At 64.1% G+C, this 16,376-nt stretch carries 14 protein-coding genes; all 14 read right to left on the bottom strand.

Features of this window, described 5'->3' with window-relative positions:
• Window positions 1–77: 77 nt before the first annotated feature.
• From ftsZ to rsmH, 14 genes are read right to left on the bottom strand one after another with little or no spacing between them, the layout of a single operon-like run.
• On the bottom strand, window positions 78–1,271 hold the full coding sequence (ftsZ, locus tag R3355_RS13755) for a cell division protein FtsZ (protein WP_318946295.1): 1,194 nt from the start codon (window positions 1,269–1,271) through the stop codon (window positions 78–80).
• A gap of 55 nt (window positions 1,272–1,326) precedes the next feature.
• A complete protein-coding gene (ftsA, locus tag R3355_RS13750; protein WP_318961661.1) occupies window positions 1,327–2,574 on the bottom strand; it encodes a cell division protein FtsA in 1,248 nt (415 codons plus the stop codon).
• A 20-nt stretch (window positions 2,575–2,594) separates the two neighbouring features.
• Window positions 2,595–3,452 carry a cell division protein FtsQ/DivIB gene (locus R3355_RS13745; protein ID WP_318946297.1) on the bottom strand — a complete coding sequence of 286 codons (858 nt, stop codon included), beginning with the start codon at window positions 3,450–3,452 and terminating at the stop codon, window positions 2,595–2,597.
• A gap of 3 nt (window positions 3,453–3,455) precedes the next feature.
• Complete coding sequence (locus tag R3355_RS13740) at window positions 3,456–4,406, bottom strand: D-alanine--D-alanine ligase (protein ID WP_318946298.1); 951 nt, start codon at window positions 4,404–4,406, stop codon at window positions 3,456–3,458.
• On the bottom strand, window positions 4,403–5,827 hold the full coding sequence (gene murC, locus R3355_RS13735; RefSeq protein WP_318961744.1) for a UDP-N-acetylmuramate--L-alanine ligase: 1,425 nt from the start codon (window positions 5,825–5,827) through the stop codon (window positions 4,403–4,405). Before murC ends, R3355_RS13740 begins: the two co-directional genes overlap by 4 nt.
• 28 nt (window positions 5,828–5,855) lie before the next feature.
• On the bottom strand, window positions 5,856–6,926 hold the full coding sequence (gene murG, locus R3355_RS13730; protein ID WP_318961660.1) for an undecaprenyldiphospho-muramoylpentapeptide beta-N-acetylglucosaminyltransferase: 1,071 nt from the start codon (window positions 6,924–6,926) through the stop codon (window positions 5,856–5,858).
• On the bottom strand, window positions 6,916–8,142 hold the full coding sequence (gene ftsW, locus R3355_RS13725; RefSeq protein WP_318946301.1) for a putative lipid II flippase FtsW: 1,227 nt from the start codon (window positions 8,140–8,142) through the stop codon (window positions 6,916–6,918). The genes murG and ftsW overlap by 11 nt, the downstream gene beginning before the upstream one ends.
• Window positions 8,142–9,488: a UDP-N-acetylmuramoyl-L-alanine--D-glutamate ligase gene (gene murD / locus R3355_RS13720; protein ID WP_318961659.1), complete on the bottom strand. Its 1,347-nt coding sequence runs from the start codon at window positions 9,486–9,488 to the stop codon at window positions 8,142–8,144. The genes ftsW and murD overlap by 1 nt, the downstream gene beginning before the upstream one ends.
• A gap of 7 nt (window positions 9,489–9,495) precedes the next feature.
• Window positions 9,496–10,578, bottom strand: a complete 1,083-nt coding sequence (mraY, locus tag R3355_RS13715) for a phospho-N-acetylmuramoyl-pentapeptide-transferase (RefSeq protein ID WP_318946303.1) — start codon at window positions 10,576–10,578, stop codon at window positions 9,496–9,498.
• On the bottom strand, window positions 10,579–11,958 hold the full coding sequence (locus R3355_RS13710; RefSeq protein ID WP_318961658.1) for a UDP-N-acetylmuramoyl-tripeptide--D-alanyl-D-alanine ligase: 1,380 nt from the start codon (window positions 11,956–11,958) through the stop codon (window positions 10,579–10,581).
• Complete coding sequence (locus R3355_RS13705) at window positions 11,951–13,414, bottom strand: UDP-N-acetylmuramoyl-L-alanyl-D-glutamate--2,6-diaminopimelate ligase (RefSeq protein WP_318961657.1); 1,464 nt, start codon at window positions 13,412–13,414, stop codon at window positions 11,951–11,953. Before R3355_RS13705 ends, R3355_RS13710 begins: the two co-directional genes overlap by 8 nt.
• Window positions 13,414–15,147, bottom strand: coding sequence for a peptidoglycan D,D-transpeptidase FtsI family protein (locus R3355_RS13700; protein WP_413243512.1), 1,734 nt, complete (start codon window positions 15,145–15,147; stop codon window positions 13,414–13,416). Before R3355_RS13700 ends, R3355_RS13705 begins: the two co-directional genes overlap by 1 nt.
• Window positions 15,144–15,437: a cell division protein FtsL gene (gene ftsL, locus R3355_RS13695; RefSeq protein WP_318961656.1), complete on the bottom strand. Its 294-nt coding sequence runs from the start codon at window positions 15,435–15,437 to the stop codon at window positions 15,144–15,146. The genes R3355_RS13700 and ftsL overlap by 4 nt, the downstream gene beginning before the upstream one ends.
• A complete protein-coding gene (rsmH, locus tag R3355_RS13690; RefSeq protein ID WP_318961655.1) occupies window positions 15,434–16,375 on the bottom strand; it encodes a 16S rRNA (cytosine(1402)-N(4))-methyltransferase RsmH in 942 nt (313 codons plus the stop codon). Before rsmH ends, ftsL begins: the two co-directional genes overlap by 4 nt.
• Between the last annotated feature and the right edge of the window lies 1 nt (window position 16,376).

The following is a 16,376-nucleotide window of genomic DNA, read 5'->3' as shown; positions in this document are numbered from 1 at the left end:
TTCAACAATGGCCGGGGATGATAGCAGAACCGGCCTTTGCTGAACACCAATCGCCCCAATACTCCTGATCCCCTCCATTAATCGGCCTGACGACGCAGGAAGGCCGGGATGTCCAGGTAATCCAGGTCATCCTGCGGGTTCAACTTGGCCGCGGAAGCGGCACCGCCGTGGCTTTGACGCTGAACGGTCGGGCGTTCGTAGTCCTTGTAATTGACGCTTTGCTCGCCGCGCGAAGCCGGCGTCGCAGGCGACGAAGCGGCACTGCTGGTCGTGACCTGCACGGTATTGTCGATCACCTTGACCGGCTTCTCGATTTTCGCACCCAGACCAGTGGCAACCACGGTGACGTGCAACTCGTCGCGCATGTCCGGATCGATCACGGTACCCACCTTGACGGTGGCGTGTTCGGAAGCGAACTGCTCGATAATGTTACCCACGTCGGAGTACTCGCCCAGTGACAGATCGGGACCGGCGGTGATATTCACCAGGATGCCACGCGCACCCTGCAGGTTGACGTCTTCCAGCAGCGGGTTGCGGATTGCCGCCTCGGTGGCTTCACGCGCACGGTTCGGACCGCTGGCGCAGCCAGTGCCCATCATCGCCATGCCCATTTCGCTCATCACGGTTTTCACGTCGGCGAAGTCGACGTTGATCATGCCCGGACGCTTGATGATGTCGGAGATGCCGCGCACGGCACCGGCCAGCACGTCATCCGCCTTGGCGAACGCCGACAGCAGGCTGGCATCTTTACCCAGGATGGTCAGCAGCTTTTCGTTGGGGATGGTGATCAGCGAGTCGACGCTTTCCGCCAGGGCGCGAATGCCCTCCTCAGCGATCTGCATGCGCTTCTTGCCTTCAAACGGGAACGGACGAGTCACCACAGCAACGGTGAGAATGCCCATTTCCTTCGCCACTTGAGCGATCACCGGCGCAGCGCCAGTGCCGGTACCGCCACCCATACCGGTGGTGATGAAGACCATGTCGCAGCCTTGCAGCACTTCGGCGATGCGCTCACGGTCTTCCATGGCGGCCTGACGACCGACATCCGGGTTGGCACCGGCTCCCAGGCCCTTGGTCACGCCAGTGCCCAGTTGCAGGATGGTGCGCGCACCGATGTTCTTCAGTGCCTGCGCATCGGTATTGGCGCAGATGAACTCGACGCCTTCGATGTTGTTCTTCGACATGTGGTTGACTGCGTTGCCGCCGCCGCCACCCACGCCAATGACCTTGATGACCGCACTTTGCGGGATGTTGTCTACGAGCTCGAACATGTTCCCTCTCCTTTGCCTTCTAGTTGTAACGCCTACTGCATAAGCGGTTTTCAAATCAGAAATTGCTTTGTATCCAGCGCTTCAGGCGCTCGAATACCGGTGTCTTGGCTTCATCGCTGTAGCTGCCGATGGCAGACATCGAGATGCCGTCGGCCTGTTTCTGCAGGCCATACAGCAACAGGCCCACGCTGGTGGAATAAATCGGGTTGCGCACCACGTCGCCCAGACCCTTGACGCCTTGCGGCATGCCCAGGCGCACCGGCATGTGGAAGATTTCCTCGGCCAGTTCGACTGCGCCTTCCATCTTCGAGGTGCCGCCGGTGAGCACGATGCCCGCCGGAATCAGGTCCTCATAGCCGCTGCGGCGCAGCTCGGCCTGGATCAGGGTGAACAGCTCGTCGTAGCGCGGCTCGACCACTTCGGCCAGGGACTGGCGCGACAAATCGCGCGGCGGCCGGTCGCCGACGCTCGGCACCTTGATGGTTTCGCCGGCGCCGGCCAGCTTGGCCAGAGCGCAGGCATAGCGAATCTTGATTTCTTCGGCGTACTGGGTCGGTGTGCGCAACGCCATGGCGATGTCGTTGGTGACCTGATCGCCGGCGATCGGAATCACCGCGGTGTGGCGAATCGCGCCTTCGGTGAAGATGCAGATGTCGGTGGTGCCGCCGCCGATGTCGACCAGGCACACGCCCAGCTCCTTCTCGTCGTCGGTGAGCACCGCGTAGGCCGAGGCCAACTGCTCGAGAATGATGTCGTCGACTTCCAGGCCGCAGCGACGCACACACTTCTCGACGTTCTGCGCCGCGTTGACCGCGCAGGTCACCACATGCACCTTGGCCTCCAGGCGCACGCCGGACATGCCCAGCGGTTCGCGTACACCTTCCTGGTTGTCGATCACGTAATCCTGCGGCAGGGTGTGCAGCACCCGCTGGTCCGCCGGAATGGCCACGGCCTGGGCGGCATCGAGCACACGCTCGAGGTCGGCCGAGCTGACTTCGCGATCGCGGATGGCGACGATACCGTGGCTGTTGAGGCTGCGAATATGATTACCGGCCAGGCCGACGAAGGCCGAATGGATGCGGCAGCCCGCCATCAGCTGCGCCTCCTCGATGGCGCGCTGGATCGACTGCACGGTCGATTCGATATTGACCACCACGCCCTTCTTCAGGCCACGCGAGGGGTGGGTGCCGATACCGACGATTTCCAGTTGGCCATCGGCAGTCACCTCACCGACCAGCGCCACCACTTTGGAGGTGCCTATATCGAGGCCGACGATCATCTTGCCGCTCTGCACGTTTGTCATGTTTCCTGCCTTCTCCTGATTCACTGCACGACAGCGGTGTCAGCCGCCGTGGGCGCGAGCGGCTCGCGCCACGTCACGGCCAGGCCGTTGGCGTAGCGCAGATCGATCCGCGCGATATTCGTTTGCTGCTCTTTCAGCGCCTTGTCGTAGATGGCGCTGAAACGTCGCATCTTTTCCACCAGGTGGTCGCGGCCCAACAGCAACTCGATGCCCTGCCCGGTGGAGAGGAACCAGCTGCCGCGCTCACGCAACTCCAGACGCACCACGGAAAAGCCCAATGGGCGCAACATCTGACTGAGCATCTGGTACTGCTGCATCACTTGCTGCTGCGCCCGCTTGGGGCCATACAGCTGCGGCAGGTGCTGGTAATTCGCCTGCTCCTTGGGCGCGAAGGCCTTACCCTGGTTGTTCAGCAGGGCCTCATCGCCCCAGCGGGCGATCGGCAGATGCTCCTCCAGGCGGATCAGCAACTGATCCGGCCAAACCCGACGCACCTGCGCACTGGCGATCCAGGGCATCTGTTCCAGCTCATGGCGCAGACCCGGCAGGTCGACACTGAAGAAGCTTGTCGTGACGAAGGGTTCGATACGCTGCTGCACCGCCTGCTGACTGACGTAGCTCAAGTCGCCCTCGACGCTGATGCTGGCGATCGGCCGATCTGCGTAGGGCAGCAGCCGTTGCGCCAGTTCGTAAGCGGCGAAACCCAACGCCAGCAGCAACAGCGGCCAGGTGATGCGTTTGAGCACGCCGAGATTCGGCCTTGGCAGACGCAGACTGATCGGCTCCTTGGCCACCAGACGGCTTGCGCCGCGCTGCGCAGGCTTGCCGCGCAACGGTGCGCGTGCTGAACCTGGCTGGTGACGCAGAGTGGCGACCATGGCTTAACCCCGCGCCTCGAGGCTGTCGGCGAGAATCGCCAACACCAGCTGCTGAAAATCCAGACCGGCAGCTCGCGCCGCCATCGGCACCAGGCTGTGGTCGGTCATGCCCGGCACGGTATTGACCTCCAGCAGCCAGAATTGTCCGGCAGCATCCTGCATCACATCGACCCGCGCCCAGCCCTGGGTGCCGACCGCCTCGCAGGCCCGTGCACTGAGGCTTTTCAGCTCGTCTTCCTTGAGTGCATCGAGGCCACAGGGGATGCGGTACTGGGTGTCGCTGGCCAGGTACTTGGCGTCGTAGTCGTAGAACGAATGCGGGGTGCCCAGGGCAATCGGCGGCAGCACCTGGCCGCGCAACAGGGCAATGGTGTATTCCGGACCATGAATCCACTGCTCGACCAGCACTTGCGAGTCGTACTGGCTGGCGTCCTGCCAGGCGGCGATCAAGGCGTCGACATCGGCGACCTTGGCCATGCCGATGCTCGAGCCCTCGTGGGCCGGCTTGACGATCAGCGGAAAACCCAGCTCCGCCGCCGCGGCATGGCAGTCCTCGGCACTGGCCAAGACTGCATGCCGTGGCGTCGGCAGGCCGAGGCTTTGCCAGACCTGTTTGGTGCGCAGTTTGTCCATGGCCAGGGCGGAAGCCAGAATGCCGCTGCCAGTGTAAGGGATGCCGGCGCACTCGAGCAGGCCCTGCATGCTGCCGTCTTCGCCGCCACGACCGTGCAGCACGATGAAGGCGCGGTCGATTTTCTCGGCCAGCAGGCGCTGCAGAAAATCGTCACCGACATCGATGCCGAAGGCATCCACGCCGGCGCCTTGCAGGGCTTTGAGCACGGCATTACCGGAGTTCAGCGAGACCTCACGCTCGGCGCTCTTGCCGCCAAACAACACGGCAACGCGACCGAACGCAGTCACTGGCAGGCTCGATTTCAAGGTTTCGGCGCTCATTTCGACTCAGCCTCTTTCGACTCGCCGCCAGCCGCAGCGAACAGCGCGCTTTGCAGCAGTTGCGGGGCCAGGCCACCGATATCGCCGGCACCCTGACAGAGCAGGATGTCGCCGGCGCGCAGCAGCGGTTTGATCAGCGGCGCCAGTTCGACACCACGCTCGATATAGATCGGATCCAGCTGGCCACGCTGCCGAATGCTGTGGCACAGGTGCTTGCTGTCAGCCCCCGGAATCGGCTCTTCGCCGGCTGGATAGACCTCCATCAGCAGCAGCACGTTGGTTTCCGCCAGCACCTGGACGAAATCCTCGTAGAGATCGCGGGTCCGGCTGAAACGGTGCGGCTGGTAGACCATCACCAGCCGACGATCCGGCCAACCGCCGCGCACCGCCTTGATCACCGCGGCGACTTCACGAGGGTGGTGACCATAATCGTCGACCAGCATCACGCTGCCGTCAGCCACCGGCAGCTCGCCGTAGACCTGAAAGCGCCGACCGACACCCTGGAAACCGGACAGGCCCTGGACGATGGCTTGATCGCTGATGCCTTCATCGGTCGCGATGGCAATGGTCGCCAGGGCATTCAATACGTTGTGATTGCCCGGCATGTTGACCGAGACATCCAGCGGCTCGCGGCCGGTACGCAACACGGTGAAGAAGGTCAGCATGCCTTGCTGGCGCACGTTGATCGCGCGCACGTCGGCATCTTCGCCGAAGCCGTAGGTCATGGTCGGCCGTGCCACCTGCGGCAGAATCTCGCGCACGATGGGGTCGTCGACGCACATGACGGCCAGGCCATAGAACGGCAGGTTATGCAGAAACTCGACGAAGGTTTTCTTCAACTTGCTGAAGTCGCCCTCGTAGGTGCTCATGTGGTCCATGTCGATATTGGTGACCACCGCGACCATCGGTTGCAGATGCAGGAAGCTGGCATCGCTCTCGTCCGCTTCGGCAATCAGGTAGCGGCTGGTACCGAGCTGGGCGTTGGTGCCCGCTGCATTCAGACGACCACCGATGACGAAGGTCGGGTCCAGGCCGCCGGCGGCGAACACCGAGGCCAGCAGGCTGGTGGTGGTGGTCTTGCCATGGGTGCCGGCCACGGCGATGCCATGCCGGTAACGCATCAACTCGGCAAGCATTTCCGCACGCGGCACCACCGGCACACGCCGCTCCAGGGCAGCGGCCACTTCCGGGTTGGCGGTGTTCACGGCGCTGGAGACCACCAGCACATCGGCGTTCTCGGCGTTCTCGGCGCTGTGGCCGATAAAGATCTGCGCACCGAAGCTTTCCAGACGCTCGGTGACCGCCGAAGCCTTGAGGTCGGAGCCGGACACCTGATAGCCCAGATTGAGCAGCACTTCGGCGATGCCGCACATACCGGCGCCGCCGATACCGACGAAATGGATGCGGCGGATACGGCGCATTTCAGGCTGCGGGATAGCTTTGCGACTCTCAACCACGGGCCACCTCCAGGCAAATATCGACAACACTGCGGGTTGCATCGGGCTTGGCCAGGCGCCGTGCGGTACGCGCCATTTCTTTCAATCGTTCAGGGTGCATCAAAACCTCGGACAGCTGCGCGGCCAGCGTGGCGGCGTCTGTGGAGCGTTGCGGCAGAAGGACGGCGGCGCCCTCCTCGGCCAGATACTCGGCGTTACGCGTCTGGTGATCGTCGATGGCATGGGGCAGCGGCAGCAGGAACGCTGGCAGACCGGCGGCGGCCAGCTCGCTGACGGTCAAGGCGCCAGCGCGACACACCACCAGATCGGCCCAGGCGTAGGCGCGGGCCATGTCCTTGATAAAGGGCGCGACCTGCGCTTCGACGCCCGCATCGCGGTAACGTTCGCCAGTAATGCCATCGTGTTGCTTGCCGGCCTGGTGGAACACTTCCGGGCGCAACTCGCCTGGCAGCAAAGCCAGGGCGGCGGGCAACAGCTTGTTCAGTGGCTCGGCGCCCAGGCTGCCGCCGAGGATCAGCAGACGTGGCCGGCGATCGCGCAGCGAATCGCGCGGGGTTTCCAGGAACAGCTCCTCGCGCACCGGATTGCCGGTGGTGCGGCGCTTGGCCGAAGCGCCGAAGGTATTCGGGAAGGCCTCGCACACACGGCTGGCAAACGGTGCCAGGATGCGATTGGCGGTGCCGGCCACGGCGTTCTGCTCGTGGATGATCAGCGGTGCACCGCCCAGGCGGGCCGCCAATCCGCCGGGCCCGGTGACGAAGCCGCCCATGCCGAGCACACATACCGGCTGCAACTCGCGCACCACTTTACGAGCCTGGAACAGTGCCTTGACCAGCTGAAACGGCGCCTTGAGCAGCGACAGCTTGCCCTTGCCACGCAGACCCGTGACGTTGATCAGGTGCAGCGGCAGGCCGGCGGCCGGTACCAGTTCGTTCTCGATGCCGCGCGGCGTACCCAGCCAATGCACGCGGTAACCACGCGCCTGGAACTCGCGCGCACAGGCCAGCGCCGGGAATACGTGCCCGCCGGTGCCGCCGGCCATGATCAGCACATTAGCGGGCATTGGCAGGTTCCTTCGCGTTATTGCCATCGAAAAAATCCGACTCCTGAAAATCGACATCCTCGCTGCCCAACTGGGTGCGCCGCTCCCACTCGATCCGCAGCAGCAGCGCCAGGCTGACGCAGCAGATCACCAGTGAGCTGCCGCCGTAGCTGAGGAACGGCAAGGTCAGACCCTTGGTCGGCAACAGGCCGACGTTCACCCCTATATTGATCAGGAACTGGCCAATCCACAGGAAAGCCAGACCATAGGCGACATAGGCGGCGAAGTACTGCTTGGCCTTTTCCGCCCACAGGCCGATGTACAGGGCGCGCACGCAGACGAAGGCGAACAGGCCGACGGTAATCAGGGCGCCCAGCATGCCCAGTTCTTCGGCGAGCACGGCGAACACGAAGTCGGTGTGCGCTTCCGGCAAATAGAACTGCTTCTGAATGCTGTTGCCCAGGCCGACACCGAACCACTCGCCACGACCGAAGGCGATCAACGCCTGGGTCAACTGGTAGCCGGAACCGAACTGATCGGCCCAGGGGTCGGTGAAGGTGATCAGACGCTGCAGGCGATACTCCTGGGTTTGCACCAGCACGAACAACGCACCAACGGCCAGGGCGACCAACAGGCCGAAACGCAGCAGGCCGACGCCGCCGAGGAACAGCATCGCCGCGGCGGCACCCATCATCACCACGGTGGCGCCGAAGTCCGGTTCCAGCAGCAGCAAGCCGGCCATCGGCAGCAGCACCACGAACGGCTTGAAGAAGCCGGCCCAGCTTTCGCGTACTTCTGCCTGACGGCGCACCAGGTAGCCGGCCAGGTAGACCACCACGAACAGCTTGGCGATTTCCGACGGCTGCACGTTGAATGCACCGAAGCCGATCCAGCGCATCGAACCATTCACTTCACGGCCGATACCCGGCACCAGCACCAGCAGCAGCAGGGCGAAGGCGGCCAACAGCGCCAGACCACTGAGGCGCTGCCAGGTTTCCAGCGGGATCAACAGCACCACAACGGCGGCGCCGAGACCGATCACCAGGTAAATCAGGTGACGAAACATGTAGTAAAGCGGGCTGCCCACATTCACCGCGGCCACCTCGGTCGAGGCAGACGCGATCATCACCAGGCCCAGGCCGAGCAGGGCCAGGCAACCGGCCAGCAGCGGGAAGTCCATGTCCAGGCCGCGGCGGCTGAACAGCGGGGACGGGTATGGGCGCAGGAAGGCGAGCATCAGGCGAGCGCCTCCACGGCTTGGGCGAACAGGCGTCCGCGCTCTTCGAAATTCTTGAACATGTCCAGGCTGGCGCAGGCCGGCGAGAGCAGCACGGCATCGCCCGATTGGGCCAGTTCGGCGGAGCGCTGCACGGCTTCCTCGAGGGTCGCCACCCGGATCAGTGGCACACCCTCACCGAGCGCAGCGGCCAAGCGCTCGGCATCGCGACCAAGCAACAGCACGGCGCGGCAATACTGCGCGACCGGCTTGGCCAAGGCGGAGAAATCGGCGCCCTTGCCGTCGCCACCGGCGATCAACACCAGTTTGCCGACGATATCCGCGCCCAGGCCTTCGATGGCCGCCAGGGCGGCACCGACGTTGGTCGCCTTGGAATCGTCGTAGTAAGCCACGCCGTTACGTTCACCGACCCACTGGCAACGGTGCGGCAGACCGGCGAAGCGCTTCAGGGTCTCCAGCATCGGCGCCATCGGCAGGCCAGCCGCATGGCCAAGAGCCAATGCGGCCAGGGCGTTGGACTGGTTGTGCGCACCACGGATTTTCAGCTCGCGCACCGGCAGCAGCGCATCGAACTGGAAAGCCAGGGATTTCTCGCCGTGCTCGATGAGCAGACCGAAACGCTTGAAGTCCGGCTTGCCCAGACCGAACAACCAGCACGGCAGGTCGTCCGCCACCAGCGGCCGCGACAAGGCATCGTCGCGGTTCACCACCACCTGCCGGGCGCCGCGGAAGATCCGGTGCTTGGCCAGGTGATAAGCCGCCAGCGAAGCGTAGCGATCCATATGGTCTTCGCTGATGTTCAGGCAGGTCGCCACTTCGGCGTTCAACTGATCGGTGGTTTCCAGCTGGAAGCTGGACAGCTCCAGGACATAGAGTTCGATGTCGTCGCTCAACAGGTCGAGCGCGGGCACTCCGAGGTTGCCGCCGACCGCGACCTTCTTGCCGGCCGCCGCCGCCATCTCGCCGACCAGGGTGGTGACTGTACTTTTCGCATTGGAGCCGGTGATGGCGACGATCGGCGCCTTGGCGTAACGGGCAAACAGATCGATGTCGCCGGAAAGCTTCACGCCGCGGGCCGCCGCTTCCTGCAGCGCCGGAGTGGCCAGCGCCAGGCCCGGACTGACCAGCAACTCGCTGGCACGGCAGAGGAAGTCCACGTCCAGTTCGCCACAGCGTACTTCCACCTGCGGGAACTGCTCACGCAAGGTGGCCAGCTCCGGCGGGTTGGCCCGGGTATCGACCACGGCAAAGGCCAGGCCCTGGCGCGCGAGGAAGCGCACCAGGGACATGCCGCTCTTGCCGAGGCCGACAACGATGCGGAACTGGTCGGAAGCGATCAGGCTCATGGTCTCCTCAACGCAATTTCAAGGTGGCAAGGCCGATCAACACCAGAATCACGGTGATGATCCAGAAACGGACGATGACGCGCGGTTCGGGCCAGCCTTTCAGTTCGAAGTGGTGATGAATCGGCGCCATGCGGAACACCCGCTTGCCGGTCAACTTGAACGAGGCGACCTGGATGATCACCGACAGGGTCTCCATGACGAACACCCCGCCCATGATGAACAGCACCACTTCCTGACGGACGATCACGGCAATGGTGCCCAGGGCCGCGCCCAGTGCCAGCGCGCCGACATCGCCCATGAACACCTGGGCCGGGTAGGTGTTGAACCAGAGGAAACCCAGACCGGCACCGACCAGCGCGGCGCAGAACACGATCAACTCGCCCGCGCCCGGCAGATAGGGGATGAACAGGTATTCGGCGAATTTCACGTTGCCCGACAGGTAGCAGAAAATCCCCAGCGCGCCGCCAACCATCACGGTGGGCAGAATCGCCAGGCCGTCCAGGCCATCGGTCAGGTTGACCGCATTGCTCGAGCCGACGATGACGAAGTAGGTCAGCACCACGAAGCCGAAGCCCAACTGAATGCTGACGTCTTTGAGCAGCGGCAGGATCAGGGTGGTTTCCGCGGGAGTCTGCGCGGTCATATAAAGGAACAAGGCCGCTGCCAGACCGAACACCGACTGCCAGAAATACTTCCAGCGACTCGGCAGGCCGCGCGAATTCTTCTCGATCACCTTGCGGTAGTCGTCAACCCAGCCGATGGCGCCGAACAACAGGGTCACTGCCAGCACCACCCAGACATAGCGGTTGCTCAGGTCGGCCCAGAGCAGGGTGCTGATGGCGATGGCGGAGAGAATCAGCGCACCGCCCATGGTCGGCGTGCCCTTCTTCGACAGGTGCGACTGCGGCCCGTCATTGCGCACCGACTGGCCGATCTGGCGGATCTGCAGAGTGCGGATCATCCACGGCCCCAGCCACAACGACAGCGCCAGTGCGGTCAACACACCGAGAATCCCGCGCAGGGTCAGGTACTGAAAGACCGCGAAGCCCTTGTGGAACTGTTGCAGGTACTCCGCCAGCAGCAGCAGCATTTAGTGATTCTCCCCAGACATGCCACAAAGCGCCGCCACGACTTTTTCCATCGCGGCGCTGCGTGAACCCTTTATTAGAATGGTGGTGTCGCCTTGCTCGCGGCGTAATGCCTCGATCAGGCTGGCTTGGTCGGCGAAATGCTGGGCAGCGGCGCCGAACGCGGCAACCGCATGGGCCATCAACGGGCCGACCGCATAGAGTGCAGCGACCTTGCCCGCGGCATAGCTGCCCACTTCGCGATGGCCCTGCTCGGCCCAGGCGCCCAACTCGCCCATGTCCCCAAGCACCAGCACGGTGCGTCCGGAGAAGCCGGCAAGTATATCGACAGCCGCGCACATCGAAGCTGGGTTGGCGTTATAGCTGTCATCGATAACCCGCACGCCATTGCTCGCCAACTGCGCCACGCCACGGCCCTTGACCGGCTGCAGGTTTTCCAGGCCGCTCTTGATATCGACCAGCGGCACGCTCAGGGCATGTGCCGCCGCCGATGCGGCCAAGGCATTGGCCACATTGTGCTCGCCAAGCAGGTTGAGCTGGATACGAGCCAGGCCTTCTGCACAGTGCAGGGTGAAAGCCGAGCAACCGCGCGCATCGCGACTCAGGTCGCTGGCATGAAAGTCTGCCGCCGGATTGTGCAGGGCGAAACTGAGGATCCGCTGGCCGCCCGCGCGCTGTTGCCAGCGCGCAAAGGCCGCGTCGTCGCGATTGAGCACGGCAACCCCACCATCGCCTAGCCCTTCGAGGATCTCCCCTTTGGCCTCGACGATTTTCTCCGGCCCGCCGAACTCGCCCACATGGGCGGTACCGGCATTGGTGATGATGACCACATGGGGCTGCGCCAGACTGACGGTGTAGGCAATTTCGCCGACGCGCGAGGCGCCCAGCTCGATCACCGCCGCCTTGTGCTGCGATGCCAGTTCCAGCAGGGTCAGCGGTACACCCAGTTCATTGTTCAGATTGCCGCGGGTGGCCAGCACGGCACTGCCCTGCTCGACGAATGCCGTGCGCAGAATACTGGCGAGCATTTCCTTGACCGTGGTCTTGCCGCTGGAGCCGGTGACCGCAACCAGCGGGCCGCCGTAGGCCTGACGATTCAGGGCGCCGAGTCGGCCAAGCGCCAGGCGCGTGTCCTCCACCAACAACTGCGGCAAGGCGACGCCCGCCACTTCCCGCTCGACCAGCGCAGCCACCGCACCCTTGGCGGCGACATCGGCCAGGTACGCGTGACCGTCGAAGTTCGGCCCGCTCAGGGCGATGAACAGTTGACCCGGCTGAATCGTCCGGCTGTCGGTGCTGACTGCATCGAAAGCGCAATCTTCACCGATCAAGCGCGCATGCAACGGCGCGCTGACTTCGCTCAAGCGCAGGGCTTTAAGCATGCGTCACCTCCCATGCTGCCAGGGCTTTGTCGGCTTCGACCAGGTCGGAGAATGGCTGGCGCACGCCGTTGATTTCCTGATAGTCCTCATGGCCCTTGCCGGCCAGTACCAGCACATCGGCCGGGCTGGCGGCGGCGATCAACTGGGCGATGGCCTGGCCGCGACCATGGACGAACTGCACGCGCTCAGGCGCGACAAAACCTGCGCAAATGTCGCTGAAGATCTGCTCGGGTGCCTCGCTGCGCGGATTGTCGTCGGTGACCAGCACGCCATCGGCGAGGCGCTCGACCACCGCAGCCATCAATGGACGCTTGCCGCGATCACGGTCGCCACCGCAGCCGAACAGGCACAGCAGCCGGCCTTTGACATGCGGGCGCAGGGCTTCCAGGACCTTTTCCAGGGCATCCGGGGTGTGCGCGTAATCGACCACCACCAATGGCTGCTCGACTCCGCCCAGACGCTGCATGCGCCCCACCGGCCCTTGCAACTGCGGGAGCACCCTGAGGATTTCGTCGAGCGGATAATCCATGCCCAGCAGCACACCGACCACCGCCAGCAGGTTGCTCAGGTTGAAGCGCCCCAGCAGCGCGCTGCGCACGTTACCTTCGCCGCGCGGCGTGACCAGCTTGACCCGTACTCCCTGCTCGTCGAACTGGGCGTCGCGGCAGTACAGATAAGCCGCGGGATCTTCCAGGCTGTAGCTGATCAGGCGCGAGTCATGCTCGGCGCGGGCCAGTTTACGACCGAATTCGTCGTCCAGATTGAGCACCCGGCAACGCAAACCCGGCCAGGCGAACAAGGCGGCCTTGGTCTCGCCATAGGCGTCCATCGAGCCGTGATAGTCCAGATGATCGCGCGACAGGTTGGTGAACACCGCCACGTCGAACGCCAGCGCGGTCACCCGACCCTGGTGCAAACCGTGGGAGGAGACTTCCATGGCCACCGCACGGGCGCCGGCATTCTTCAGGTCGGCCAGGGTGGCTTGCACGCCGATCGGGTCCGGCGTGGTATGCCGACCGAGGGCCAGCGCGTTGTAAAAACCGTTGCCCAGGGTGCCGACGATGCCGCAGCGCTGACCCAGCAGATCCAGGGCCTGGGCCAGCAGCTGGCTGACACTGGTCTTGCCGTTGGTGCCGGTAATGCCGACCAGATGCATCCTGCGGCTCGGTTCGCCGTAGAAGCGCCCGGCGATGGCCGACAGCTGACCGGCCAAGCCCTTGATCGCCACCAGCTCGGCGCTGCTGGCCGTCATCGCCGGCGCACCCTCGGCCTCATAGGCCACTGCCGCGGCGCCGCGGGCAATCGCATCGGCGATGTGCACGCGGCCGTCCTGCTGGCTACCCGGCACGGCAAGAAACAGATCACCGGGGCGCACCTTGCGACTATCCAGGGTCAATTCACGGATCAGCACCGCACTGGCGGCTTCGGGCAACAATTGATTCAGAGGCATGGGCATCAGATGCGCCCTCCCTTGACTGCGTTCACCGCAGTGGCTTGCGATTCGACGGGCGGTGGCAGGTTATCCGGCACGACATTCATCAGGCGCAGGGCGCCGGCCATGACCTTGCCGAACACCGGCGCAGACACCAAACCACCGTAGTAACCACCCTTGCTGGGTTCGTCAATGACGATGGCAACGGCAATCCGCGGGTCATCGACCGGACCGAAGCCGGCGAACAGTGAGCGGTAGGCATTCTCCCGATAGCCCCTGGAGTCGGTCGAAACCTTGCGCGCGGTACCGCTCTTGCCCGCGACGTGGTAACCCGGAACCTTGGCCCGGAATACACCACCGGGGGCCTCGATCACTTCCTGCAGCATGCCCTGCATGGTCTTGGCGATGGCTTCGGGGATCACCTGCACGCCATCCGGCTTGCGATCCATGCGGGTCAGTGACAAGGGCACGCTGCGACCGCCATTGGCCAGCACCGAGTAGGCGTGCGCCAACTGCACGGCCGTCACCGACAGACCGTAGCCATAAGACAGCGTGGCGGTTTCGGCCTTGCGCCATTCGCGGTGGTTGGGCAGATTGCCGACCCGCTCGCCCGGAAAACCGAGGCCGGTGTCCTGCCCCAGCCCGACCTGCTGCATCACCGAGTAGATAGACTCGCCGCCGATATCGAAGGCGACCTTGCTCATACCGACGTTGCTCGACTTGATCAGAATCTCGGTAAGGCTCAACGGCCCAGTGCTGCGCGAAACATCGCGAATCGTGTACCGACCGATCTGCAGGGTACCCGGAGACACATCGACGGTATCGCTCGGCTTCCAGCGACCACTCGCCAGCGCGGCACTCATGGAGAACGGCTTCATGGTCGAGCCCGGCTCGAATACGTCGATCATTGCCCGGTTACGCATGGTGGCCGGCTGCATATCGCGGCGGTTATTCGGGTTGTAGGTGGGCTGGTTGACCATGGCCAGCACTTCGCCGGTCTTCACATCGATCATCACCAGACTGCCCGCCTTGGCCCCGAACTCGACCAGGGCGTTGCGCAACTCGCGATGCGCCAGATACTGCAGACGCAGGTCGATCGACAGCGCCAGCGCCTTGCCCGCCTTGGCATTCTGGGTGACCTGGACATCCTTGATCAGCCGGCCGCGGCGGTCCTTGAGCACCTGGCGCTTGCCCGGCACGCCGGCCAGCCAATCCTCGTAAGCCAGCTCCATGCCTTCGCGACCACGATCGTCGATATCGGTAAAGCCGACCACGTGCGCGGTCACTTCGCCGCCCGGATAGAAACGGCGAAACTCTTCGATGGCGTATACACCCGGCAGCTTCAGGTCGAGCACCCGCTGCCCCTTCTCCGGCGTAAGACCACGTACCAGGTACATGAATTCGCGCCCGGCATTGGCCTGCAGACGCACGGCAAGCGCCTTTGGCTCCTGCCCCAGTGCGGCCGCCAAGGCCGGCCACTGGGCCTTGCCTGCCTGCAACTCCTTGCCGTTGGCCCACAGGGTTGTGACCGGAGTACTGACCGCCAACGGCTCGCCATTGCGATCGGTGACCAGGCCACGGTGCGCAGGAATAGGGATATGCCGCACGCTGCGCGCATCGCCATGGGCCTTGAGGAAATCATGGTCGAACACATGCAGATCGATGATGCGCCAGACGATCGCACCGACCATCAGAGCCAGGAGCAGCAGCACCAGGCGAAAACGCCAGGGATAGAGTGCGCCCTCGAGCCGGATCATGGCGCCACCATGCGTACTTCGGCGGCTTCGGGGATGCGCATCTTCAGCTGTTCGCTGGCCAGGGTTTCGATGCGACTGTGGGCGGTCCAGGTGCTCTGCTCGAGAATCAGACGGCCCCATTCGGCCTGCGCCCGGTCGCGGGTGCTCAGCTCGGCATACAGGCCGTTGAGCAACTGACGATTCCAGTGCGCACTGTAAGAGACCGCCAGCGCACTGCCGAGCACGCCAAGGAACAGCACCAGCATCAGCAGGCTGCCCTTTGGCAATGGCTTGGCGAAGACCGCACTCATCGCATTTTCTCCGCCACCCGCATGACCGCGCTGCGCGAGCGCGGGTTGGCCTTGAGCTCGGCCTCGGAGGCGTACTGCGGCTTGCCGATCAGTTTCAGGCGAGGCTCGAAGGCCTTGGGAATGATCGGCAGGTCGCGCGGGTATGCGTCCCGCTCGCCCTTGGCATGCTTGCGCATGAACTGTTTGACGATACGGTCCTCGAGGGAGTGAAAGCTGATCACCACCAGACGGCCGCCCACTTCGAGCGCCTCCAGCGCGGCGTCGAGGCCACGCTGCAGATCGCCGAGCTCGTTATTGATGTAGATGCGCAGCCCCTGGAAGGCGCGGGTCGCCGGATTCTTGCCCTTTTCCCAGGCGGGATTGGCCACCGTCAGCACTTGGGCCAGGTCGGCGGTGCGTTCAAAGGGCTGTTCCGCGCGACGCAACACCACGGCACGGGCCATGCGCTTGGCGAAACGCTCTTCGCCATACTCCTTGAGCACCCTGGCGATTTCCTCTTCGCTGGCGCTGGCGATCCACTGCGCCGCACTGACGCCACGCGTGGGATCCATGCGCATGTCCAGCGGGCCGTCGTTGAGGAAGCTGAATCCGCGCTCGGCATCGTCCAGCTGCGGCGAGGAGACGCCCAGATCCAGCAGAACCCCATTGACCTTGCCAGCCAGCCCGCGGACAGCGATCTCTTCGCCAAGTTCCGCAAAACTGCGCTGCACAACGACAAAGCGGCCGTCTTCGGCCGCTAGCTCATTCCCCGTGGCAATCGCCAAGGGGTCCTTGTCGAACCCCAGCAAATGCCCGTCCGGCCCGAGCCTTTCGAGGATCAACCGGCTATGCCCGCCACGACCGAAGGTGCCATCCAGGTAGCAGCCATCGGCTCGCACGGCCAACCCGTCGACAGCCTCGTCGAGTAGCACGGTAATATGGCGAAAGCTGCTGGTCATA

The sequence above is a fragment of the Pseudomonas sp. genome, from assembly GCF_033723075.1.
Lineage (GTDB): Bacteria > Pseudomonadota > Gammaproteobacteria > Pseudomonadales > Pseudomonadaceae > Aquipseudomonas.
This window is presented reverse-complemented; position numbering and strand designations above follow the sequence as displayed.